The 22,890-nt window shown below is 43.9% G+C and carries 21 protein-coding genes; 11 read left to right on the forward strand and 10 right to left on the reverse strand.

The features are described 5' to 3' along the window. Positions 1-115: 115 nt before the first annotated feature. Positions 116-478 carry a winged helix-turn-helix transcriptional regulator gene (locus tag ACWM35_RS20475; protein WP_454820776.1) on the reverse strand — a complete coding sequence of 121 codons (363 nt, stop codon included), beginning with the start codon at positions 476-478 and terminating at the stop codon, positions 116-118. Between the two features lie 172 nt (positions 479-650). Between ACWM35_RS20475 and ACWM35_RS20480 the strand changes: the two genes are divergently transcribed. Next, positions 651-1,862 carry an MFS transporter gene (locus ACWM35_RS20480; RefSeq protein WP_454820731.1) on the forward strand — a complete coding sequence of 404 codons (1,212 nt, stop codon included), beginning with the start codon at positions 651-653 and terminating at the stop codon, positions 1,860-1,862. A gap of 333 nt (positions 1,863-2,195) precedes the next feature. Beyond that, the gene (locus ACWM35_RS20485) at positions 2,196-3,035 is read left to right on the forward strand and encodes an aldo/keto reductase (protein WP_454820732.1); all 840 of its coding nucleotides are present in this window, start codon (positions 2,196-2,198) and stop codon (positions 3,033-3,035) included. A gap of 211 nt (positions 3,036-3,246) precedes the next feature. On the opposite strand, the gene ACWM35_RS20490 is transcribed toward ACWM35_RS20485, so the two are convergent. From ACWM35_RS20490 to ACWM35_RS20500, 3 genes are all read right to left on the reverse strand, one after another. Continuing rightward, positions 3,247-4,251, reverse strand: a complete 1,005-nt coding sequence (locus ACWM35_RS20490) for a DUF3231 family protein (RefSeq protein WP_454820733.1) — start codon at positions 4,249-4,251, stop codon at positions 3,247-3,249. 101 nt (positions 4,252-4,352) lie between these two features. Beyond that, positions 4,353-7,289: a DEAD/DEAH box helicase gene (locus ACWM35_RS20495; RefSeq protein WP_454820734.1), complete on the reverse strand. Its 2,937-nt coding sequence runs from the start codon at positions 7,287-7,289 to the stop codon at positions 4,353-4,355. A 205-nt stretch (positions 7,290-7,494) separates the two neighbouring features. Further along, on the reverse strand, positions 7,495-9,126 hold the full coding sequence (locus ACWM35_RS20500) for an SWIM zinc finger family protein (RefSeq protein WP_454820735.1): 1,632 nt from the start codon (positions 9,124-9,126) through the stop codon (positions 7,495-7,497). Between the two features lie 133 nt (positions 9,127-9,259). Here ACWM35_RS20500 and ACWM35_RS20505 point away from each other — a divergent pair, with 133 nt between their 5' ends. From ACWM35_RS20505 to ACWM35_RS20515, 3 genes are all read left to right on the forward strand, one after another. Beyond that, on the forward strand, positions 9,260-9,634 hold the full coding sequence (locus ACWM35_RS20505; RefSeq protein WP_454820737.1) for a DUF4181 domain-containing protein: 375 nt from the start codon (positions 9,260-9,262) through the stop codon (positions 9,632-9,634). 48 nt (positions 9,635-9,682) lie between these two features. Next, entirely contained in the window at positions 9,683-10,285 is a 603-nt protein-coding gene (locus ACWM35_RS20510) for a TetR/AcrR family transcriptional regulator (RefSeq protein ID WP_454820739.1), read from the forward strand. Positions 10,286-10,579: 294 nt separating this feature from the next. Next, on the forward strand, positions 10,580-12,697 hold the full coding sequence (locus ACWM35_RS20515; RefSeq protein WP_454820740.1) for a YhgE/Pip family protein: 2,118 nt from the start codon (positions 10,580-10,582) through the stop codon (positions 12,695-12,697). 843 nt (positions 12,698-13,540) lie between these two features. Here ACWM35_RS20515 and ACWM35_RS20520 read toward each other — a convergent pair. The 3 genes from ACWM35_RS20520 to ACWM35_RS20530 all read right to left on the reverse strand — a co-directional run bounded on the left by ACWM35_RS20520 (position 13,541) and on the right by ACWM35_RS20530 (position 14,638). Beyond that, positions 13,541-14,080 (reverse strand): chloramphenicol phosphotransferase CPT family protein, encoded by a 540-nt coding sequence (locus ACWM35_RS20520; protein WP_454820741.1) that lies wholly within the window; start codon positions 14,078-14,080, stop codon positions 13,541-13,543. A 19-nt stretch (positions 14,081-14,099) separates the two neighbouring features. After that, complete coding sequence (locus tag ACWM35_RS20525; RefSeq protein WP_454820742.1) at positions 14,100-14,426, reverse strand: YnfA family protein; 327 nt, start codon at positions 14,424-14,426, stop codon at positions 14,100-14,102. Between the two features lie 74 nt (positions 14,427-14,500). Then, entirely contained in the window at positions 14,501-14,638 is a 138-nt protein-coding gene (locus tag ACWM35_RS20530) for a hypothetical protein (protein ID WP_454820743.1), read from the reverse strand. A gap of 420 nt (positions 14,639-15,058) precedes the next feature. Here ACWM35_RS20530 and ACWM35_RS20535 point away from each other — a divergent pair, with 420 nt between their 5' ends. Next, positions 15,059-15,613, forward strand: coding sequence for a hypothetical protein (locus ACWM35_RS20535; protein WP_454820744.1), 555 nt, complete (start codon positions 15,059-15,061; stop codon positions 15,611-15,613). Positions 15,614-15,618: 5 nt separating this feature from the next. Here the strand turns inward: ACWM35_RS20535 and ACWM35_RS20540 are convergent, their stop codons facing one another. Both ACWM35_RS20540 and ACWM35_RS20545 read right to left on the reverse strand, forming a co-directional pair. Next, a complete protein-coding gene (locus ACWM35_RS20540; protein ID WP_454820745.1) occupies positions 15,619-16,113 on the reverse strand; it encodes a hypothetical protein in 495 nt (164 codons plus the stop codon). 111 nt (positions 16,114-16,224) lie between these two features. After that, positions 16,225-17,454: a LysM peptidoglycan-binding domain-containing protein gene (locus ACWM35_RS20545; protein WP_454820746.1), complete on the reverse strand. Its 1,230-nt coding sequence runs from the start codon at positions 17,452-17,454 to the stop codon at positions 16,225-16,227. 702 nt (positions 17,455-18,156) lie between these two features. On the opposite strand from ACWM35_RS20545, the gene ACWM35_RS20550 reads away from it, so the two are divergent. Further along, a complete protein-coding gene (locus ACWM35_RS20550; protein WP_454820747.1) occupies positions 18,157-18,309 on the forward strand; it encodes a hypothetical protein in 153 nt (50 codons plus the stop codon). 16 nt (positions 18,310-18,325) lie between these two features. On the opposite strand, the gene ACWM35_RS20555 is transcribed toward ACWM35_RS20550, so the two are convergent. Beyond that, positions 18,326-19,108, reverse strand: coding sequence for an SGNH/GDSL hydrolase family protein (locus ACWM35_RS20555; RefSeq protein ID WP_454820748.1), 783 nt, complete (start codon positions 19,106-19,108; stop codon positions 18,326-18,328). 301 nt (positions 19,109-19,409) lie between these two features. Here ACWM35_RS20555 and ACWM35_RS20560 point away from each other — a divergent pair, with 301 nt between their 5' ends. From ACWM35_RS20560 to galU, 4 genes are all read left to right on the forward strand, one after another. Further along, positions 19,410-20,159 (forward strand): YveK family protein, encoded by a 750-nt coding sequence (locus ACWM35_RS20560; RefSeq protein WP_454820749.1) that lies wholly within the window; start codon positions 19,410-19,412, stop codon positions 20,157-20,159. Then, positions 20,149-20,847: a CpsD/CapB family tyrosine-protein kinase gene (locus ACWM35_RS20565; protein WP_454820750.1), complete on the forward strand. Its 699-nt coding sequence runs from the start codon at positions 20,149-20,151 to the stop codon at positions 20,845-20,847. The genes ACWM35_RS20560 and ACWM35_RS20565 overlap by 11 nt, the downstream gene beginning before the upstream one ends. Positions 20,848-20,904: 57 nt before the next feature. After that, a complete protein-coding gene (locus ACWM35_RS20570) occupies positions 20,905-21,666 on the forward strand; it encodes a tyrosine-protein phosphatase (RefSeq protein WP_454820751.1) in 762 nt (253 codons plus the stop codon). Between the two features lie 295 nt (positions 21,667-21,961). Continuing rightward, positions 21,962-22,855 (forward strand): UTP--glucose-1-phosphate uridylyltransferase GalU, encoded by an 894-nt coding sequence (galU, locus tag ACWM35_RS20575; RefSeq protein WP_454820752.1) that lies wholly within the window; start codon positions 21,962-21,964, stop codon positions 22,853-22,855. Positions 22,856-22,890 lie beyond the last annotated feature (35 nt).

The raw sequence follows: 22,890 nt of genomic DNA on the forward strand, positions 1-22,890 counted from the left end.
AGGAATGAAATGTAAAGTAATAAAGATAGTATCCAACCCCATTCCAATTGTATGCAACCATAAAGAAGTGTACGCCTGAGGTGGACAGTGTCCACGAGCGGTGACAGGCACCGCATCATTGGTTAAGAATACTGTCCTCAAGCACTTTGGATTTATCACCATAAACTTTGGTGATGTGGTTTTCTCCCCAGGTGCAGAGGGCGCTGAGGATACTTTCGAGGCTTCGGCCGTATTCGCTAAGTTCGTATTCGACTTTGGGCGGGACTTGGTTGTAGACGATGCGGTTGATGACGCCGTCTTCCTCGAGCTCGCGCAGTTGCTGGGTGAGCATTTTTTGAGTGATGTTGGGCATCAGCCGCTTCAATTCGCTCGTTCGTTTTTTCCCATGGGTAAGATGGCAAAGGATGACCGTCTTCCATTTCCCCCCGATCACCTCTAGTGTTGCTTCTACCGAAATGTTGTATTTCTTCTTTGGTATCGCCATTGCTTTATAGCCTCCTTATTGATAGGCACTTAAAAGTTCCTATGTTACTTCCTGGTATCTATCCCACTTTAAAGTGCGTACTTCTCATTTTTTTGCGTATATCCCATAATAGCATTTGTTGATGAAATTCATCATACTAAATTTTTTCAAACGGAGGGAAACTAACGTGTCTATAGATAAAAAAAGAAGTACATTGGCACTTCTGGCACTAGCTGTCAGCGCCTTTGCGATCGGAACGACCGAGTTTATCAGTGTCGGCTTGCTGCCGCTGATTTCCGAGGATTTAAATATATCCGTTACCACCGCAGGGTTGACCGTATCACTCTACGCACTCGGAGTTACCTTTGGGGCGCCTGTCCTAACGTCACTAACAGCGCGAATGGGGCGGAAAGCATTACTAATCTGGATCATGATTATTTTCATCATCGGTAATAGTATTGCCGCAAGCGCCACAAGTATTGGTATTTTACTTGGGGCCCGGGTGATTTCCGCTTTAGCCCATGGTGTCTTTATGTCAATCGGCTCGACGATTGCGGCTGACCTAGTGCCGGCTGACCGCAGGGCAAGCGCAATATCGATCATGTTCTCCGGATTAACGATTGCAACCGTCACGGGCGTCCCGTTCGGAACCTTTATTGGTCAGCAATTCGGCTGGCGGGTCGCGTTTATTCTCATTGTCATCGTTGGAATCATTGCGTTGCTGGCAAACTTGGTCCTCGTTCCTGGTGATTTGAAAAAAGGAACTCAGACAAGCCTTCGCGACCAGTTCAAGCTCGTGACCAATGGCCGGCTTTTACTTATTTTCATCATCACTGCCCTTGGGTATGGTGGAACATTCGTGGTCTTCACCTATTTAGCGCCGCTGTTGCAGGACATCACTGGTTTTGGGGAAAGCACCGTTGCCATCATCTTGCTCGCCTATGGAATCGCGATTGCCATTGGGAACATGGTCGGCGGTCGGCTATCAAACCGCAACCCGCTTGGTTCATTGTTTTATATGTTTATCGTGCAAGGTGTTGTCCTATTTGTGTTAATGTTCACCGCGCCATTTAAGGTGGCTGGCCTGATTACAATTGTGTTCATGGGGCTGCTCGCTTTTATGAACGTCCCAGGATTACAGGTCTACGTCGTCATGCTCGCAGAGCGCTTCGTACCAAGCGCCGTCGACGTCGCCTCAGCCATCAACATCGCCGCCTTCAACGCCGGAATCGCCATCGGATCTTATCTAGGCGGGATGATCACCGATAGTATCGGTCTCATCCACACCACATGGATTGGAGCCCTCATGGTCTTAGCGGCTGCTGTCCTAACCGGGTGGAGCAGAGTGCTAGAGCGTAAAGATTTAAAAGGGTCCTTTTTACAAAGTAAAGCTGGATAGGAATTTGATGATCTTTCAGTCTAGGTGTTAGGAATTGTTTTTTAAAATATATGAGGAAATTGGAACTATGAAGCTCTATTGACCAAAAGCTATGGAGCTGGTCGGCAAAGTGGTCAATAGAAAGGTTACATTGACCAAAAACAGTGGAGAAATTGTGTGAAGTGGTCAATAGAAAGGTTTCATTGACCAAAGTTGGTGGAGAAAATGTGCGAAGTGGTCAATAGAAGTCTCCGTTGACCAAAATTGAAGGAGAAAGTGACATTGTGGTCACAAGAAATTTCTAAGTGACCAGCAGGAGAAAAAAGTTAAATAAAATATTGGAGGATAACAAAAATGAAAAACTTACAATCATCAACAACTTTAGCAAACGGTGTAAAAATGCCTTGGTTCGGACTAGGTGTATTTAAAGTCGAGGAGGGGCCGGAGTTAGTGAATGCAGTAAAGGCTGCGATAAAAAATGGCTATCGCAGTATTGATACGGCTGCCATTTATGAAAATGAAACAGGTGTCGGCCAGGGGATCCGCGAAGGACTTGAGGCGGCTGGAATCGCGCGTGAAGATTTATTCGTAACCTCAAAGGTATGGAATGCCGATCTTGGCTACGAATCCACATTGGCCGCGTATGAAACAAGTTTACAGAAACTTGGTTTAGATTATTTAGATTTATATCTCATTCACTGGCCGGTAGAAGGGAAATTTAAGGATGCGTGGAGAGCATTAGAGACTTTGTATAAAGCGGGAAGAGTGAAAGCAATCGGCGTCAGCAACTTCCAAATTCATCATCTCGAAGAACTAATGAAGGACGCGGAAATCAAACCAATGGTCAACCAAGTCGAATTCCACCCGCGCTTAACGCAAAAAGAGCTGAGAGCATTCTGCGTGGAACAAGGAATCCAGGTTGAAGCATGGTCGCCGTTGATGCAGGGGCAATTATTCGATAACGAGGTTCTCCAAGAAATCGCTGCGAATAGCAATAAAACCGTTGCGCAAATCATCCTTCGCTGGGACCTGCAAAACGGAGTTATCACCATCCCGAAATCAACAAAAGAACACCGAATCATCGCAAACTCCGAAGTATTTGACTTCGTTCTAAGCGCAGAAGATATGCAACGAATCGATAACCTAAACCAAAACCATCGAGTAGGCCCAGATCCGGACAACTTTGACTTCTAATTATGGGTAAACGGTATGCAGAATTGAATGCATAAACGCTGAGAAATGAATAAATGGTGACAGGCACCATACAGTGATCCCCGGGAAACCGGGGGTCTTTCTTTAATCCTACTTTAACTGGCGATGGCTATTTCTCAACCCACAACTCATTCCCAACACAACCAACCATAAAGTGCCGAAGAGACTTCTCCTGTATGGCTCTAAAATAGATCTACACTTCTTTGGCAATTTCATGTCTATTCGGAGCAAGGGGGGGTTGTTCAAGCCATCTATTTTGGACCATAATAGTAAACCACTTTTTTGTGACCATTAGATTTTTTAGAATTGTTGCTTCGTAAGCGGCCACAAGGTCTGTTCTCATGGCGGAAGCAAGACCGGCACCATGATAGTTTTGAGCAGCTTGAAATAGGAAACCGATATGATACAGCATTAATTTATCCGAAAAAGGAGAGGCGGTCGAAGTGGTCACTTCCGTTTCCCAGGATTTTGGAACAGGCAAATTGTCTGCTTGCATAATTTTTGAGAAAGATTTGATTTGTTGGTCGGAGGTATTCTCCGAATCGGTTAGAAACTTTCTTACTTCTTTAGAATGCGCGACTTGACTGAAGGCAATCGAAAGGGTTTTAGCCATAATGCTCTTCTTAAGGTTGAAAGAAATGCTAATAATTTCAGTCGCGGCTAGTTTTCTACCCTTACCAAAAAAGCCATCTGTAAAGTCCTTGCTGGAAACATATTCAGGGTTTTCAGCAGGATAAAATAATGGGTCTCTTTGAAAATTTCCTTTTTCGAGCAATAATTCAATAGTTTGATGGTACATTTTTTTCGCATCATTATCACATTGATCATAAAATTCTCTTAAGTCTTTTCTAACAGAAACAGCTAAGCTGGTGCTGTGCCCCAGTAAACCATGTAAGGTCATGACATGTAAATAATTTAGGCAAAATATATCCGTGAACAATCTCGGTTTACCATGAAAGAGGTCAGATTCAGTAAATCCAATGGGAACTGGAAATCCTTCCTTTTCGATAAAAGTGACGATTTGTTTCTTTTGTTTATCGAAAGTATCAATCGCACTTTCGAAAATTGCTTTTATTTTTGAATCCTCAATAATCGTAACCATATATCGATTTACTACATCTGTCATAGTACCATTCACAAACTCTCCCCAAAGAGTTCCGATTTCGGAAGATGTGAGTTTTAATTGATTCTCAACCATATAATCACCTCATAGATAGACTTTGTCAATTCAGTAAGGGGTATGCATGAGATTCTTAACCATATGAAAAAGGCAAGCACCATTATGCTTACCTTTCTCTGTTAACCCAAATACACCAAATCCTTCAATTCATCGGTAGAAAGTTCGGTGATCCAGTTTTCACTCTGGATGATTTGATCATTCAAATGCTGTTTCTTTTCGAGCATGGCGTCGATTTTTTCCTCTAAGGTGCCGGTACAAATCAATTTATGCACGTGGACAAAGCGCGATTGGCCAATCCGGTAGGCACGGTCAGTGGCCTGATTCTCTACAGCCGGATTCCACCAGCGGTCATAGTGGATAACGTGATTGGCGGCGGTCAGATTGAGACCTGTACCTCCGGCTTTCAATGAAAGTAAGAATACCGGAAACTCCTGATTCTGGAACCTTTCAATCATCTCATCACGCTGCGCCTTCGGTACGCTGCCATTCAAGAACGGGACCTCTACGCCAAATTTCTTCTTTACCGTCAAGCGGATCATTTCACCCATTTCGATATACTGGGTAAAAATAATACAGCTTTCGCCAGACTCCAACACCGCATCCACTAACTCAACAAGCTTATCTAGCTTATTGGAACGCTCCAGTAGCACCCGATCAACGGATTGTTCCTTCAAATAGAGGGCAGGGTGGTTGCACAGCTGCTTTAAGCGGCTGAGCATTTGCAAAATTAAACCTTTCCGTTCAAAGCCGGATAACTTTTCAATCTCCGCAAACGTATCGCGAACAAGCTGTTCATAGAGGGAAGCCTGCTCGGTCGTAAGTGGACAATATTCCTTTTGCTCCAGTTTGTCTGGTAGGTTGAGTGCAACCTCTTCGTCCTTTTTCGTCCTTCGCAGTAGAAATGGACGGATCAATGACTGAAGCTCATTAACTTTTTCTTTTTTCTCATCTTTTTCAATCGGGATTACAAACTTTTTCTGAAATTGTCCCAAACTCCCAAGATAACCGTGATTGGTAAAATCAAAGATCGACCACAGCTCAGAGAGGCGATTTTCCATTGGCGTTCCGGTCAGGGCGATGTGGTGCTGCCCACGCAAGCGGCGAACAGCGCGCGATTGCTTCGTCCCGGCATTTTTAATATTCTGCGCCTCATCAATGGCAATTGAACTCCAAATCATGCCCTCGAACTCATCCGAATCCAAATGGCTCAGCCCGTAGGACGTCAACACCACGTCCACATCCTGAGCTTTCTCAGCAAAAACATCTTCCTTCAAACGATTCGAACCGTAATGCAAATAAACCTGCATCTCAGGCGCAAACCGCTCCAGCTCCTTCTGCCAGTTCCCAAGCACAGAAGTCGGGCAAATAATCAACGCCGCCTTCGTCGGAACCTTTTCCTCCTTGGCTTCCTCATCGGAGCCTTTTTGAACCTTACTGTCCGCCTGAGGTGGACAGTGTCCGCGAGTGGTGCCTGTCACCATTTCAGGAATGCTGCCGATTTCGCCCTTCACCTTCAATAAATACGAAATCAACTGAACGGTTTTTCCGAGGCCCATGTCGTCGGCGAGGACGGCGCCGAAGCCGTAATGCCGCAGGAACCAGAGCCAGCTCATGCCGAGTTGCTGGTAAGGGCGGAGTTCGCCTTGAAGTCCCTCGGGCACGGTTTCCAACGGGATTTCCTTGACCTCAGATAGCTGCTTGATCATTTTTTTCCATTGGTTATTTAGCTCGATTTGAATACGAGCGAAGGCCTGCGGATTTTCCAGTTCATCCTCCGTAGGTGGGGTCTCGACCAGCTCCTGTTCCAGCAAATCACGGACCGACAAACCTTGGTGTTCCGCACGTTTCATCATATCTTGAATTTGCCGAATAAATTCGGGGTCAAGCTTCACCCAGCGGCCGCGAATGAATACGAGTTTCCTTTTTTCTTCAACAAGCTGACCGAATTCATCCTCGGACAGGTCGACACCATTCATCGAAAAACGCCAGTTGAAATCTAGCATTGCCTGAAGTCCGACGAACGATGGGCGATGGCTCGATGACCCTTTTAGCGACGCCTTCACCTTCAAGTTGGCGTTTTTCATCGCCTGCCACCAGGAAGGAAGGAGGATCTCCACATCCAAGGCAACCAAGGTTTCACTTGCCTCTGTCAGAAACATCCACGCTTCTTCCTCGGTAAGCTCAGGTTTCAAGCTGAACCCATCGTCACTCAGCCAAGGCATTAACCGCACCCAACGACTTTGTTCAAGGTCGACTTTTTCTAAAAAAGGCTTCCATCTAGCCGGCAGCTTGGCTCCTAATTCATAGACTTCATCAACATTTTTCTTTCCGCGTAAAAATACCCCAAGGCTCCACGGTCCATCACCATCAATCGGCTCTTCCAATCGCAATCCCATCGTAAAAGGTGTATCGCTTTCCTTAATCCCGACCCATTCTAGCCAGCTGTCTTCATCAAAATAACGGGCCAACTCGGCACCGGAGATATTCGACTTTTTCAATAAGGTAAGCTTCGGGCCAAATAAGTCCTTCATCGCAGAATTCCGCGTCAGGTAGGCATCGAGCGCATCATTGTATAAGTCTGAAATAAATTCGTGAACCAAGCCTGATTCCGTAGCACCTGGGTCGACCGCTTGCACCCAAAAGGAAGGGTCAAATTCGTCTTTGACGCGAACCGGAAGCTGCCAGCGGAAATTTCCATCCTCCCAAACCGAGAAATCCGGGAGCCAGTCTTTTTCAAGAATTCCATCTTGGAGGGCGTGGGCGGCGGCGAGAACAATTTCCGATTGTTCGCTCCAGTCCCAATCGATAAATCGGTTGAACGACTCCTTGGCAAAAAGAGAGACGAGATGCCAGCCGCTGACGACGATCCCCTCAACACCATCGACCGTCTCCGGCTCGAGAAGCGTGCCAAAATAGCTCTCCTCATGGAGGCTAAAGAGAACATTCTTCCACTCAGACGGGGGGAGGGAATGACCCTGTTCATCCTCCGCGGCCAACAAATAGCGCCCCTCATCCAATTTGATTGTCAGCAGTTTCATAAACCTCGTTTTAAGCATCGTTCACGATCTCCTTCTACTTGAATACGGGAGGATTGGGAATCCCATATATAAATTCTGGGCTTATTGTTCAAAAAAATAAATTAATCTTCAATGACTGTCCGCCTGAGGTGGACAGTGTCCACGAGCGGTGACAGGCACCGCAGTTGTTGTACCGCAGTAGCCGCACCACCGCAGCGAAAGCGCCGCAACGGCACCCCAACCTCTAATCCTCCACCAACTTACTCCGCCGGCATTCTTCATGAAAGGCCCGCAATCGTTTGGTTTTTTCCATTAGGCTGTCGAGGAAGTATTGCCAGTCGTCGACGCGCTTGAGTTTTTTGTATAGGGTCCGGAGCTTTTTTAGGTGGCGGACGGCGGTTTTGTAGCTGGACCGGTTTTTTTGGTTGATTTCGTGCAAGGCGGATTGGTGGAGCATGCCCAGCAGAATCTCAGGCTTTTCCTTCTCAATGATTTTCACCCGGTCCTTCGGCAGGTCGTAGAAGTTCCAGCCCATGAACGCCTGCAGCTCACCCCATTTGTCGTACATCTTCTGGTCGAACAACATATACTCATATTCCGTGTAGCTATAGGGCAAACAAACCAACAGCGCCCGTTCATAAACATCAAGCCTGCCATTTTCCGAACAATAGGGCGAGATCGCCTTCAAAGCCGTCCGGACAAACCCGGCACAGGTGTGATAAGCTTGGACCGCATCCAAATACGCTTTTATCTTTTGCAAAAATAGATCAATCACCGGTCCAACGCGTTTCCACGCTTTCTGCTGTGACAATAGTTCAATCCAATGTAGCATATAAGGAGCAATCCCCTGACCATTCATCTTGCTTAGCAGCTTAGCGACGGTCTCGTCTTCATGTAATAACAAACACAAATGGATTTCAGCGACCGATAATGGATGGTCGTTCTCCCATTCTTTCAAATCCTTCAGCCCCAGCCGAATGTTCTCCAGCTCTGCCTCTCGCCATTCTTTCTTTTTAAAAAGATTCGTCCACAGCAGCCGGTACAAATAAATCCGTTCATATTCCAGGTTTGAACAAACCGTCAATAACTCAAACACGGCATCCTTTAATTTAAAAATAAATGCATCAAAGTCAAACGGCAGCGACTGAACGCCGATCTTCAAAACGACCTCATCGGCATCTTCAATCAAATTATGAAACAAGTGGAGGTAGGAGCGCTTCACTAAATCCTCAGCAAACTCGGAGTTCTCCGTCAGCACGGCCAGCTTGCGAAACGAAACGATAATTCCGACCAACTCGTACAGCAGCCGCCACTCTTTTTCCACGGGTGCACTGGCTTTGATTCGACGCTCATAAATTCCGTACAACTCAGGAATAATAAACGGGCTTGAGTACTTTTTCGCATTGAGAATCGTATCAAAGCTGACCTCAAACGACTCGACCCAGCGGTCATAATCCGGCTTCAACACACCGTTTGCCTTGACCAAATCCTTGGCCCGCTGCAAGCCCAACTGGGTCAGTGCCGAAACCTCTTTCATCGGCTCGCGCCACTCGGTAACCCAATCGCCAACGCTGCCCACCTTCGCATACGCTGCGAAAAACACCGCCATCTGATGACGGCAGGGAAAATCACCGGGGCAGGAACACTCACTCAATGGCTGAAAGATCAGGTCCAGCTCAACCTTGCACGGAGTAACATCCTGAACCGTGGCCGTAATCTTTTTCTCATCTATATGTAAGTGCGTCACCATGCCCTGCCGGTACAGCATCAAGCCCTTCTGCACGAGCTTCGCGTCCTCGGCAGATTGAGCATTCAAAAGCTCGCCAATCTCCCCGGCAAATTCCAATATATTATCATTAGCAGTCGTCGACTCCACAGCCACGACCCCCTTTATAAAAAAATCCATATTCCACTATTATACCCAAAAACTGATCATTCGAGGAGGGTGGAGCTTGGAAAAAGGAGAATTCTATTTAATTGGAGAATAAAATCTCCAAGAAGTGATGGAAGTGAAATGCATTGAAATTTTAATCGCTTTAGCCATATTCTTTATTTTATCGACGATATCAGAGACCATCCTGCGAAAAAGATATCAGATTGCGAAAAGAAAAGGCTGGATCTATGTGCCGGTGAACCTGGTCCACAAGCGGGCTGAGCGAATCCTTTTTTGGAGTTACCTGATAATTTTTATGGGACTTATCTTTGCTGAATATCGATACGCAAGTATTTTTATATTTGTATTTCTCCTCCTAAACAACGCCTTAAGAGCCTTTATGGAATGGAAATACGAACGGAAAACAAAGGAGTATATGCTTACAGCTAACACGATTTGTTGGTTTCTTGTCTTCACAGCGATCTATTTAACACAACTTCTTGAAAAATAAATCCCCTCGTGTTATAGTACTTTTTGTAGAAATGACCAGATTGGTTTTTTGGTCAGTCCATTAGAGGTGAATGAATTGGCAGTCATTGATCGCAAAAAGTTAATTTTAGAAGCAGCAACGCGGTCGTTTTCCTTGTTTGGTTATAAGGCGACGACGATGGAGCAGGTGGCGAAGCTGGCCAATGTTGGCAAAGGCACAATCTATACCTTTTTTAAAACAAAGGAAGAATTATTTGATGCGATCATCACCACGCTGATCGCCGATATCCGGGAAGCGGTAGAGAGCGTCATGGATGAGTCCACTCCGCTACAAGAGAAGGTCAACCGCGTCCTCGTGAAGGTCCATGAATTCCGCGGCACCCATGCGCTGACGATTAAACTGATTCAGGAAGAGCGGGAGATGGGAACGCAGACGGTCATCGAGGCGATGCAGCGCGTCGAGCACTCGATCATCCAGTATATGAAGGGGATCATTCAAAAATCCATCGATCAAGGGGAAATCAAACCATGTGACCCTGAAATCACAGCGTTTGTGATGCTAAAAATGTACTTTTCGCTGACATTAGATTGGCAAAAAAGTCATCCACCGCTTGAGCAAGGAGAAATTGCGAAGTTGTTCGAACTGTATTTATTAAAGGGTTTGGCGAAATAAATGGCTAGGGATAGTCATTCTATTTTTGTTACAAAATGACCAAATGAGCAAAACGGTCAAAATGCTTGACTAATGGAGAAAAAGGATTATAATTTTTCTTCGTAGTGCGAAAAGCCATTCATTTTTTTGCAGCAAGATGACCAAATGGGTAAATTGGTCAATTGGATGTTCTTAACCATGAATTGACCAAATAGGCTAAATGGTCAACTTATCAATGACTCCATTCGAGTCATCTTATTTTTATCAAAAAATGACCAAATGAATAAATTGGTCAGAAGAGGAGGCAGGTAGTTCATGAAAGCAGAATTAAAAAGTATTTTTTCAAATCGCAAGGTGTTGATTCCGATTATCGCGATTTTGTTCGTTCCCGTGCTATATGCAGGAATGTTCCTGTGGGCATTTTGGGATCCCTATGCGTATTTAGAAGACCTGCCAGTGGCAATTGTCAACCAGGACGCGGGCGCTGAGCTCGAAGGGGAGCAGCTCCATTTAGGTAAGGACCTTTCGGAAAAACTATTGGAAAGTAAGAAATTTAATTTTTCCGTGGTAGATAAATCCGATGGGTACGAAGGGTTGGAGGATCAGGACTATTACATTTTAGTCGAGCTTCCAAAGAATTTTTCTGAAAATGCAACGACGCTTCTAGATGACAAACCAGAGAAGCTCGAAATCAAATATGTGCCGAATGAAGGGGCAAACTTCCTATCGGCGCAAATCGGGGAAACGGCGATCAAGGAAATCAAGGCTGAAATCTCAAAGCAAATTATCGCAACGTACTCTGAAAGTCTTTTTGAAAAAGTAACCGAAATGGCCGGCGGCTTAGAAAAAGCCAGCGACGGCGCGACTCAGCTTAATGATGGCACCGCAGACCTCAACGATGGTGTAGCGAAAATCAAGGAAAACCTTGAACTATTAGCAGGAAAATCGATTGAATTCGAGCAAGGCGTTGAGAAAGCAGCAACGGCTTCCACTCAGTTAGCGCAGGGATCACAAGCCATCAACCAAGGCTTGCAGGAAATCGATTCGAAGCTGCCGCAACTGGTGACAGGCACTGCGCAAGCACAAGCGGGAGCAGTGAAAATTAAAAGTGAGCTTCCAGCGGGAATCGCGGCGGGAGTCACTCAACAATTAAAAGCGAGCTCGAAGCAGTTAAATGCGGGAATCGATCAGTTCGAAGCCCAGCTTGGCCAAGCGATGTCCACACAAATCGCCGGACAGATGGCCGCGCAGCAACAAGCGCTAAAGGATGCGTTAATTGCGAATGGCGCCGATGCCAATATCGTAAATGCGGTTATGGCGCAGGCGGCTCCGACGCAGGAACAGGTCCAACAAGCACTTGCACCAGGAATGCATCAGGGCTTCACCCAGTTTAAAACACAGGTTAATGGACAATTAGCGGGTTCAGCATCAGGACTTGAAGCGCAATTGAAACAGCAAACAGATCCCGTCTTCAACCAACTGATTGGCGGTATTGCCGAAATCAACGCCAACCAGGCGAAGTTACAGGAAGGTGTGCATCAGCTTGCTGTTGGGTCAACAACCCTAACCAGTGGGGCGAACCAATTATCAGCGGGTATGGGCGAACTTAATGTCGGTGCTGGAAAAATCGTTGACGGTACCGGTCAGCTTGCCAATGGTTCAGGCGAACTAAAAGCCGGCACGGAAAAATTAGCCGACGGTACGACTGAACTGAAGGACAAATTAGCGGAAGGAGCGGAACAAGCGAATTCCGTTCATGCCGATGACGACACATATGATATGATGGGCGAACCGGTTAAGGTCGAGAAGTCTGAGATTAATCACGTGCCAAACTATGGTACAGGATTTGCTCCATACTTCATCTCGCTTGGATTATTTGTCGGGGCCCTGCTATTAACGATCGTCTATCAATTACGCGAACCAGCGGCCGAGCCAAAATCGGCGTGGCAATGGTTCACAGGTAAATTGGGTGTTATCGTCGTGGTAGGTGTGATCCAAGCATTAGTCGTGGATATCATCCTATTAGTAGGGTTGAAAATCGAAGTACAAAGCCTACCGTTATTTATCGTCACGTCGATCATCACCAGCTTGGTGTTCATCACCTTGATCCAAATGCTTGTAACGACGCTCGCGGATGTCGGCCGCTTTGTCGCGATTCTAATCTTGATCATGCAATTAACCACAAGTGCGGGCACGTTCCCACTGCAGTTAATTCCAGAAGCGTTGCAAACGTTCAATGCCTACTTCCCAATGACGTACACCGTCCAAGCATTCAAAGCCGTCATCTCAAGCGGAGACTTCAGCTTCATGTGGCAAAACAACTTGATCCTGCTCGCGTACGCAGTCGGATTCATGCTCGTCACATTGGGCTACTTTACAATCAAATTTAAACGCAGCGTTTCTAGTGAGACTTTACTGGAAAAAGCAGCGTAATTAGGGGACAGCGAGTCGATTGGGGCTCGCTGTTTTTTTGTGTTTTTTGGAGGGTGTGTTTTCTGATTTAGAGGGGGGTACCTGCAGTTTTTGGTGTGCTACCTGCGGATTTCAGCAAGTTACCAGCAGAAAATCGCGTTTTACCTGCGAAATCCTCAAGAGCTGCAATCTTTATCTCTGAAAAAGCCAGGCGGTAGCCAGGCAGAGGTTATTTTAATAGCCGAGAGTGGGAGATTATTAGGTAGATTCATAATGTGAGAAGCAGGTACCTGCAGATTATATTGCGATACCTGCGGATTTCAGCAAGTTACCAGCAGAAAATCGCGTTTTACCTGCGAAATCCTCAAGAGCTGAAATCTTTATCTTTGAAAAAGCCGGGCGGTAGCCAGGCAGAGGTTATTTTAATAGCCGAGAGTGGGAGTTTATTAGGTAGATTCATAATGTGAGAAGCAGGTACCTGCAGATTATAGTGCGATACCTGCGGATTTCAGCAAGTTACCAGCAGAAAATCGCGTTTTACCTGCGAAATCCTCAAGAGCTGAAATCTTTATCTTTGAAAAAGCCAGGCGGTAGCCAGGCAGAGGTTATTTTAATAGCCGAGAGTGGGAGTTATTAAGTAGTTTTATAGTGAGACAAGCAGGTACCTGCGGATTATAGTGCGATACCTGCGGATTTCAGCAAGTTACCAGCAGAAAATCGCGTTTTACCTGCGAATTCCTCAAGAACCGACATCTTTATCTCTGAAAAAGCCGGGAGGTAGCCAGGCAGTAATAATTCCTTACGTGCCACTTTAAGAATTTACATGCCAACTCCGAATCCTCCACTTATACCTACTGAAACAAACTACCCTACAAACTCACAAGAAAACCCACGAGGCTCCTCCAACCCCTGGACCCTCTCAACAATCCTCCGCACACACTCCTCAAGCCCATCCCGAAATGTATCCACTTCAACATCATAATTTTCCCCTTGCTGATGAACAAAATCAAGCTGGCCAACAGCCTGGCCAATACGACGGTCGCCTCGCAACTCTTCCCGGCGACAAAGCTCCTCAACCGGACAGTGCACCCCAACAAATAGCACCGGATAATCCCGCAAAATCTCCATACAATCTCTCAACGTTTCTTCATTATGTAAAATCTGATCCACCACCAAATTCACGCCCTGATCTGAAAACATCGCCACTGTCCGATGGAAGAACACCTCCGTATCCACCGGAATCAACCGCTCACCACTCTCCCGGTCCTCCATCCCTTCAATCAACCCATCAAAATCATCAATGCTCAAGCGAAAATACCCGGGCAAACTATGAACAAGCTCCTCGGCCAGCGTCGTCTTCCCTGAGCTTGATACCCCATTTAATAAAATAATCTTCCCCTTCATAAAAACACAAAACCCCCCTTTAATGACGCGGAGCGAACAAAATCACCGCAGCTCCGACTAAACAAATCCCAGCACCAAGCCAATCATAAAAATCAGGTGTTTTCTTATCGACCAACCAGCCCCATAACACCGACAAGATGATAAACACTCCACCATAGGCAGCATACACTCTGCCGAAGGAGGGGAAGGTCTGAAACGCCGCGATCACGCCATACACCGCTAAGGTCACACCGCCAATCAGACCCCAATATGCCGGCCTGCCCTCGCGCAACCACTGCCAGATCAAATAGCCGCCGCCGATTTCCGCCAATCCTGCCATCAGAAAAAGAACGATAGCCTGTACCATAAAAATCACTTCCTCATAACGCCATTATACCGCATCCGCACAACAAAAAAGCCAGGCATCAAAAGCCTGGCGCACTATTTCATGGAATCCTCGTTCGTCTTTTCAGGAGGGACTCCTAGTTTGGCAACATAGTCGAAAAGCTGGGTGAGGTATTGGCTAAGCTCAAATCCATCTTCACTAGTAAACTCGGACAATGATAATTTCTCATTCATGAAACTTCCCTCCCAAATGAATTGTTATCATCATCATTGCCAAACTATCATTCTCTTATACATGCAAAAAAAATTATTGGTCCGCTACCACTCCAGAGACGTGGTCATCACCCTTGGATACGAAGCGATCCAGCCCGCCGGATGCACAAAACAGGACGAGCGCCACAAACAAGGCAATTAATACTTTTTTCATTGGAATGCCCCCAAGTCAAAATCTTTTTCTGTCTACTTAATTAGACGTACATCACGGGCTAGAGGTTTTAGAAATCGTAAGACATAAATCGACAAACTCTAGTAGAATCGACCTGGTTGAATTGTTATACAAATATAACTAATCTACCAAAATGTTTGAATTTTTTGCAGATATCCCCAAACCCGCCAACAATCGAAGTATTATATAGGAAAAGGGAGGCTAGGCAGATGAGACAAAAGCGCGAGTACAAATCCCCCTATGCTGCAATGCTGTGGTCGATGCTTTTACCAGGCTTCGGGCAATTTTACAACAAGGATTATTTGGTTGGGGTTGTGTTAATCGCCTTTGAAATCCTCGTGAATCTAAATTCCAACTTGAACTTAGCTCTCGTTCATTCCTTTCATGGCGACTTTACCCAAGCTCATGATGTGATCGATTATCGCTGGGGCATGTTTTACCCGTCCCTTTACGGTTTTTCCATCTGGCAGGCGTTTAACGCGGCGAGAGCCAACAATGATAGAAAATTCCACGGACAAGCCAGCCGAAGAACCTATCTCTCTGGATTCTTTGCTGGGATGGTCGTCGGCATGGACCTTGGACTATTCTGGCACGACTATACGTTTTTCCAACACTCGCGCCTGTTCTTCTTTTTAGATATGCCGGTGTTCAACGGTCTTTTTTATGGATTGCTGTTCGGTATCCTTGGCTGCACTTTTGAAAGAACTATTTATCGAAAAAGAAGAGCTGCTCAGTTACAAAAGGAAAGCACCCAAGAATCTTGAGTGCATCACGGTGTGATCCGATGGTTGGAATGGTTCAATGTTGCCTTTAGTTCTAAGGTGTTGGCAAGCTTATAATAGCCCACTAAAATGATAAGCAACACCGGATTAACCAGGGCAGAATGCCACAAGGTCCACCAGCCGTAGTGGAAAAAACCTACAGGCTCAGGCATCGTGGCCAAGTATTCATATAGAAGCAGGCAAATCTCCCAACCCGTGATATAAATGATTTTCCGCAACACCGATTGGTGAAAAGGAAACCAATGGAGAAAGAGTAAATTGACCGGAGGGATTAGCATCGTATAAGCAGGGAAGGCCGACCAATCGATTCCTTGTGTGACATACCAATAGCCATGATACTTTAAGTCGATAAATACATCAAAAAGAAGTTGAAACGCACAGGTAAAGACCCAAATATGCAGGATGATATTCCACGAAAACTTTTTCACCTTCAGAAAAGCAAATAAATTAAATAGGATGACAGAGCCGTATAACAGAATCATTTCCACTCCACAGGACGTATGACATATAAATACAGTTTCAACATAAAACGACCCTAATATACATATTTTGGAAAAATAAAAACCAGGCTGCGAAAGCCTGGTTTTACGATTTTAATAGAATCTCTTAAAGCTATCAAAGTGCTTTTGCCAGTAGCTAGTGCCGAGGTTTGAGATCGTAACCCCAGTGTTATCAGTGGCATGGATGAATTGGTTATTGCCAAGATAAAAGCCGATATGAGAGATTCCTTGTTTATATGTATTTTTGAAAAAGACAAGGTCACCTGGCTGTGGCTGGTCAACGTAATAAGCGCGGGCGTGATACCCTTCTGCCGAAGTACGGCCTAATTTTTGTCCAGATTGATTCGTAACATAATAGATAAAGCCGCTGCAGTCAAAGCCGCTCAAGCTGGATCCACCCCATACATATGGGATCCCCATTAAGCTCTTCGCAATATCAATCACACTGGAAGTCGCCGGTGCAGTTGGAGTGGTAGGCGCGACTGTTGCCGTTCCAGTAACCTTCAACTTTTGCCCCACATAAATTAAATCGGAGCTAAGTCCGTTAAGTGATTTCAGCTCTGAAACCGACATCCCGAATTGACTAGCTATTTTGGCAAGGTAATCCCCGCTGACGACGGTATATTCAGAACCCGTAACCGGAGCTGGGGTTGTTGGAGCAGGTGCAGTCGGTGTTGGCGCTGGCGTAACTGGTGCCGTTGCCACCGGAGCTGTTCCCTTTACCTTCAGCTTGTCCCCAACATAAATCATATCGGAAGTCAGGCCATTGAGTGATTTTAATTCAGCAACAGACATGCCGAATTGCTTCGCGATTTTGCCAAGATAATCGCCGCTCTTCACGACATACTCAGCACTTGTGTCTGCAACTGGAGGTGGTGCAATGGTGTTATTCGCTGGTGGTGGAGTAACAACCGTCGATTGTCCAGAAACCTTGAGTCGATCTCCAACATAGATGCGATCGGAAGTTAGCCCATTAAGGGATTTCAACTCCGCTACGGACATCCCGAATTGTTTCGCGATTTTCCCGAGGTAATCGCCGCTAACGACGACGTATTCGCTAGCAGTGGTCACTGGAGTCGTTGGTTGCACAGGTACAGTTGGCGCTTCAGCTTCAGAAATCTTAAGAGTTTGATTCGCATAAATAAGATCTGATGTTAAGCCGTTTAAGCTCTTCAACGCACTCACAGTTGTTTGATGCTTGGAGGCAATTTTCGATAAAGTGTCTCCCTTTTGAACAGTGTATGTATTGGCGTAAGCCGACCCCGCATAAACCGACGAAAGCACAGCGGCTGTCGATACGGCGCGGACCATCGTTTTATTCAACTTCCCATCACCTCTATCTTTCTAGTATATTATTCATATTTTACCATGATTTTCTTCATAATTGGGCAAATGTTTGATAATCATGCCGGAATTGGTAGATTTCTTATCCATATCGACGAATGCTGGCAGATTTCTTCCTTTATAGAACAAGGAAAACCAGAAATCATAGAACCAAAACACAAGAGGTTTTGAGCAAAAGTGGTTCTATAACCGCTTTATAGAACCAAAACACAAGAGGATATCAGAGAAAGTAGTTCTATAACTGCTCTATAGAACCAAAACACAAGAGGTTTTGAGCAAAAGTGGTTCTATGACCGCTTCCTAGAACCAAAATACAAGAGGATCTTCTGATTAAGTGGTTCTATAACCGCTCTATAGAACCAAAACACAAGAGGTTTTGAGCAAAAGTGGTTCTATAACCGCTCTATAGAACCAAAACACAAGAGGATATCAGAGAAAGTGGTTCTATAACTGCTCTATAGAACCAAAACACAAGAGGTTTTGAGCAAAAGTGGTTCTATGACCGCTTCCTAGAACCAAAATACACAAGAATTTCAGAAAAAGTAGTTCTATAGAACTATCCGTACCTGTTGTCCCTTCGAGCTGTCACACAAACGTAAGATTTCAATGATTGACAAATTATTTACAAAAATAGTGAAGTTTAGTAGACTGATGGAAAAGAAGAAAGGAGATTCGTGTCGAATGGGAAAGAAGGAGAATGAAGAAGAACAGCATCGTGAGTTCTCTGAAATAGTAAAAAAAGCCTATGAACGCGGCTTACACGAGGGCGGGATTACTGTCCAGGAATTGATTGAGGATTTGAAATTAGACCTAATGAAACTAACAGCAAATTAATATAGAAGAAAGTGCATCAGCTCGATGCACTTTCATTATGGATAAAATAATTTTCTAAAAATTCAGACCAAACATGAAGTCCTTTTTCACTCGGGCGGCTTTGATCTTCATTAAGGTACTCGATGATTTCTTCACTCTTAGGATCTGGCCAAGCACTCCAGTGATCAAGATAGGTGAGCTGGTTCTCTTCGGCATAAGCTTGAAGCCTGCTGACCTGCACCGGATAAAATTTAGCATTATAAAGCGGATGGGATGGTTGAAGTAAAACGGTAACTTCAGGATTGGCTTCCTTAATCGCTTCTACAAATGCAGTTAGATTGTCCAAGGATTCTTCAATACCCACATCACCGTTATCAATCAATAAAAACGGTTCAATCACGACCATATCGGCTTGCTTAGCGGCAGCTTCCTCGTCCGTTGCACCTTCAATAAATTGAGTCGAGGTTAGATCATTGGTCTGAAGATCCAATTTAATACTCTTCCCGTATGTATCGGTCATTTGCTTCTTTACGTTTTCGTAAGTGTCAGCCATCACTGGCGATCCGACAAAAAGGATATGAAAGGGTTTGTCTCCTTCGACAGCTTGGCTAAAACGATTAACAGCACTTTCTGGCCAATTCTTTGCATAAGCAACCACATCAGTTTGATCCTTCATTTCGTGTTCAGTCGTTGTTTCCTCTGTCATTTCCGTTTTATCCTTCGCAGAGGCAGCGATTTGCTGTTTCCAATAAGACTGGCCGATAAAAAGGACGATCACACAGGCAATTCCGAGTACCACTGTAAAAACTTTTTCCTTCATTATATAGTTTACCCCCATATAGATTTCCACATCCATTATAACAGATAAACTTACTAAATTATTTCCAATTTCGATATATATCTACAAAAATCCACAAATCGGTGTATGATAGTTTATGTGCTAAACAAAATAGCTTCTTAGAGAATAAGAAATAGTAAAAAAGCCTTACGGTTATTCGTTGTTTTCAGGAAACAATTTGGTAAAAAAGTTACAAAGAAATGTAAAAAAACACATTTTTCGTCAAAGTTTTATGGTATAATTCTTTTTATGTTTTAACATGGAAATTTTTTAGGAGGTCATCATGGAGGAAACGATTAGTTTAAAAGAGTTACTTCAAACATTACGCAAACGATTAAGTTTAATCTTGAGCATAACATTTCTAGCGGTACTCGTTAGTGGTATCATTAGTTATTTTTTCATCACACCTATCTACCAAGCTTCGACACAGCTACTTGTCAATCAGACAAAAAGTGATCAGACTACGTATCAATACAATGAAGTACAAACAAATCTTCAATTAATTAACACCTATAATGTAATCATAAAAAGCCCGGCTATCCTTAATAAAGTTATCGAAGAGTTAAAGCTAGATATGACTGTAGGTGAGCTTAATGAAAAAATTACAGTGCAAAATGAAAAAGACTCACAGGTTGTGAATTTATCGGTTCAAGACCCGGATGCAGGATTAGCGGCTAAAATTGCCAATAAAACTGCTGATGTATTTAAAAAAGAAATCGTCAAAATTATGAATGTGGATAACGTAAGTGTTATTGCCAAGGCAGAGGTAGCTGAAAACCTATCGCCAATTAAGCCACAGCCTCTAATTAATATTGCCATTGCGATGGTAGTAGGATTAATGGCGGGGGTCGGAGCATCTTTCTTATTAGAATACTTCGATAATACGGTCAAGAATGAACAAGAAATTGAAAAACTTCTTGGCGTACCAGTACTCGGTGTCATAGCGATTATGGATGAAGCGAAAATTACGGAGAATAATAAGCGCAGAACGGAACGGAAAGTTAGACAAAGAGGTGAGACAGTTGGCTCTTAAAAATGACAAGAAGAAACCGACAAATCGTAGAACATTGGTGGCGTTGTCTGATCCAAAATCACCAATTTCCGAGCAATACCGGACGATTCGAACTAATATCCAATTTTCTTCCATTGATAAAGAAATCAAAACTTTAATGGTATCCTCCTCTGGTCCTGGGGAAGGAAAATCGACCACAACAGCAAACTTAGCTGTCGTATTTGCGCAGCAAGGAAAAAAAGTTCTACTGGTGGATTCTGATATGAGGAAACCAACGGCTCATTACACATTTAATCAGGTGAACACCTATGGTTTAACCAGTGTATTAACAAAAGAAATGACACTGGATAAAGCAGTAAGAGAAACAGATGCTGAAAATCTCTTTATCTTAACAAGTGGGCCGATTCCACCGAACCCAGCAGAGTTACTTGGTTCCCAAGCAATGGAACAGTTCCTTGAAGACGGGAAATCACTATTTGATATTATCCTTTTTGATACACCGCCATTATTAACGGTTGCTGATTCGCAAATTTTAGCAAATAAATGTGATGCGGCGATGCTTGTAGTCTCAAGCGGCCGTACCGAAAGAGAACAAATGGTAAAAGCCAAAGAAATCTTAGACTCTGCACAAAGTAAATTACTAGGTGTCGTGCTCAACAACAAGAAGCTTGAAAACACCGATTATTACTATTATTACGCCACGAAATAGTTCTTTTTGCTTATATGTGAAGCTAGTAACTTATAAAAATAGGAGGAGGTTGGAAGTATGATTGATATCCATTGTCACATTTTGCCGGGAATTGATGACGGCGCGAAAGATATTAAAGACAGTCTAATCATGGCGAGACATGCAGCAAGTGAGGGGATTCATACGATCATTGCCACCCCTCACTTGAATCATAGTTATGATAATCGCAAGCCTTTGATTGAAGCAAAGGTTTTAGAGTTAAACAAAGCACTCAAACAAGAAAAGATTGACGTCGAGATCCTAGTTGGACAAGAACCGAGAATTTACGGTGAAATCTTAGCAGACTATGAAAAAAACGAGATTCAGACATTGAACAATAGTCAATATCTGTTTATTGAATTCCCATCAAGCCAAGTACCGGGTTATAGCGAAAAGCTTTTATTCGATATTCAAATGAAGGGGCTAACCCCGATTATTGTTCACCCGGAAAGAAATGCCGAGCTTATGGAACGTCCGGAAAAGTTGTACCAGCTCGTGCAAAAGGGTGCCTTAACGCAAGTTACAGCATCAAGTCTATGCGGCTATTTTGGTAAAAAAATTAAAACCTTCTCGGAACAGCTTATTGAAGCGAACCTTACTCATTTCATCGCTTCCGATGCTCATAATGTTGGTAATCGCTCATTCAAAATGAGTGAAGCATTTGAAACAATCGATAAAAATTATGGTATCGATTATGTCTATCTATTCAAAGAGAATGCAGAGTTGTTAGTGGAAGGAAAAAATATTATCAAAGAAATACCCGAACCAATCAAAAAGAAAAAGAAATTTTTATTCTTTTAACCAAGTAAAGAGATAAGAAATAACGGGAAGATGATATCAGTTTCAAGCCGAAGAGGCTTGAACGGCGAGGCTAACCTGTCCGTTATCCATGGTGGCACTCGATCTTGCTGTGGGTCTATTAAAAGACCTTAGACGCCGAGTCGTCAATAGCATGGTGTGAGGATGGGTTAGATGCCCGTTTAATAATAATAATAAATATCTAATGAAAGAATAAGTGTGAAAACACTTGCAATTCCATTAGATATTTATTTTTGCATGATTACTTAGACAAACGAAATATTCAGGGGGCAGAACTGTGAAACTAGTAAGAAAAGCCATTATACCGGCTGCGGGATTAGGAACAAGATTCTTGCCTGCAACAAAGGCAATGCCAAAAGAAATGCTACCAATCGTAGACAAACCAACTATTCAATACATAGTTGAAGAAGCAGTAGCCTCGGGTATCGAAGACATAATCATAGTAACAGGTAAAGGCAAACGTGCAATTGAAGATCACTTTGATTTTGCACCAGAGCTTGAACAAAATTTAGTAGAAAAAGAGAAATTTGATTTATTAAATCGTGTTCAATACGCAACGAATCTAGCAGATATTCATTATATTCGGCAGAAAGAGCCAAAAGGATTAGGCCATGCGATTTGGTGTGCGCGTAATTTTATTGGAAATGAACCGTTCGCGGTTCTATTAGGTGATGATATTGTTCAAAGTGACACTCCTTGTTTAAAACAGTTGATTAATCAATATGAAGATACGCACTCCTCTGTCATTGGAGTACAAACGGTTTCGGAATCAGAAACTCACCGATATGGTATTATCGATCCTTCGACACAGGAAGGGCGTCGCTATCAAGTAAATAATTTTGTTGAAAAACCAAAACAAGGAACAGCTCCATCAAATTTAGCGATAATGGGACGTTATGTGTTAACACCAGAAATCTTCATGTTCCTTGAGAGTCAAGAAAAAGGCGCTGGTGGTGAAATTCAGTTAACAGATGCGATTCAAAAGTTGAATCAGATTCAAAGAGTGTTCGCGTATGATTTTGAAGGCAAACGTTATGATGTCGGGGAAAAATTTGGTTTTGTTAAGACAACAATTGAATTTGCTCTACAGCACGAAGACCTTCACGATGAAATGCTAGATTACTTACAAAATCTAGTTTCAACATTCGAAAAAGAACAGGTAATGTTATAGAAAGAAGGAAGGGGTCTACGTGTCTGAGTTAGCGA

It is taken from the genome of Neobacillus sp. K501 (assembly GCF_053749995.1).

Excerpts from the sequence above, each read along its gene's own strand:
- ACWM35_RS20485 (WP_454820732.1), top strand. The coding sequence starts at position 2,196 with ATGAAAAACTTACAATCATCAACAACTTTAGCAAACGGTGTAAAAATG.
- ACWM35_RS20490 (WP_454820733.1), bottom strand. The coding sequence starts at position 4,251 with ATGGTTGAGAATCAATTAAAACTCACATCTTCCGAAATCGGAACTCTT.
- ACWM35_RS20495 (WP_454820734.1), bottom strand. The coding sequence starts at position 7,289 with ATGCTTAAAACGAGGTTTATGAAACTGCTGACAATCAAATTGGATGAG.
- ACWM35_RS20515 (WP_454820740.1), top strand. The coding sequence starts at position 10,580 with ATGAAAGCAGAATTAAAAAGTATTTTTTCAAATCGCAAGGTGTTGATT.
- ACWM35_RS20520 (WP_454820741.1), bottom strand. The coding sequence starts at position 14,080 with ATGAAGGGGAAGATTATTTTATTAAATGGGGTATCAAGCTCAGGGAAG.
- ACWM35_RS20525 (WP_454820742.1), bottom strand. The coding sequence starts at position 14,426 with ATGGTACAGGCTATCGTTCTTTTTCTGATGGCAGGATTGGCGGAAATC.
- ACWM35_RS20530 (WP_454820743.1), bottom strand. The coding sequence starts at position 14,638 with ATGAATGAGAAATTATCATTGTCCGAGTTTACTAGTGAAGATGGATTT.
- ACWM35_RS20535 (WP_454820744.1), top strand. The coding sequence starts at position 15,059 with ATGAGACAAAAGCGCGAGTACAAATCCCCCTATGCTGCAATGCTGTGG.
- ACWM35_RS20540 (WP_454820745.1), bottom strand. The coding sequence starts at position 16,113 with ATGATTCTGTTATACGGCTCTGTCATCCTATTTAATTTATTTGCTTTT.
- ACWM35_RS20550 (WP_454820747.1), top strand. The coding sequence starts at position 18,157 with ATGGGAAAGAAGGAGAATGAAGAAGAACAGCATCGTGAGTTCTCTGAA.
- ACWM35_RS20555 (WP_454820748.1), bottom strand. The coding sequence starts at position 19,108 with ATGAAGGAAAAAGTTTTTACAGTGGTACTCGGAATTGCCTGTGTGATC.
- ACWM35_RS20560 (WP_454820749.1), top strand. The coding sequence starts at position 19,410 with ATGGAGGAAACGATTAGTTTAAAAGAGTTACTTCAAACATTACGCAAA.
- ACWM35_RS20570 (WP_454820751.1), top strand. The coding sequence starts at position 20,905 with ATGATTGATATCCATTGTCACATTTTGCCGGGAATTGATGACGGCGCG.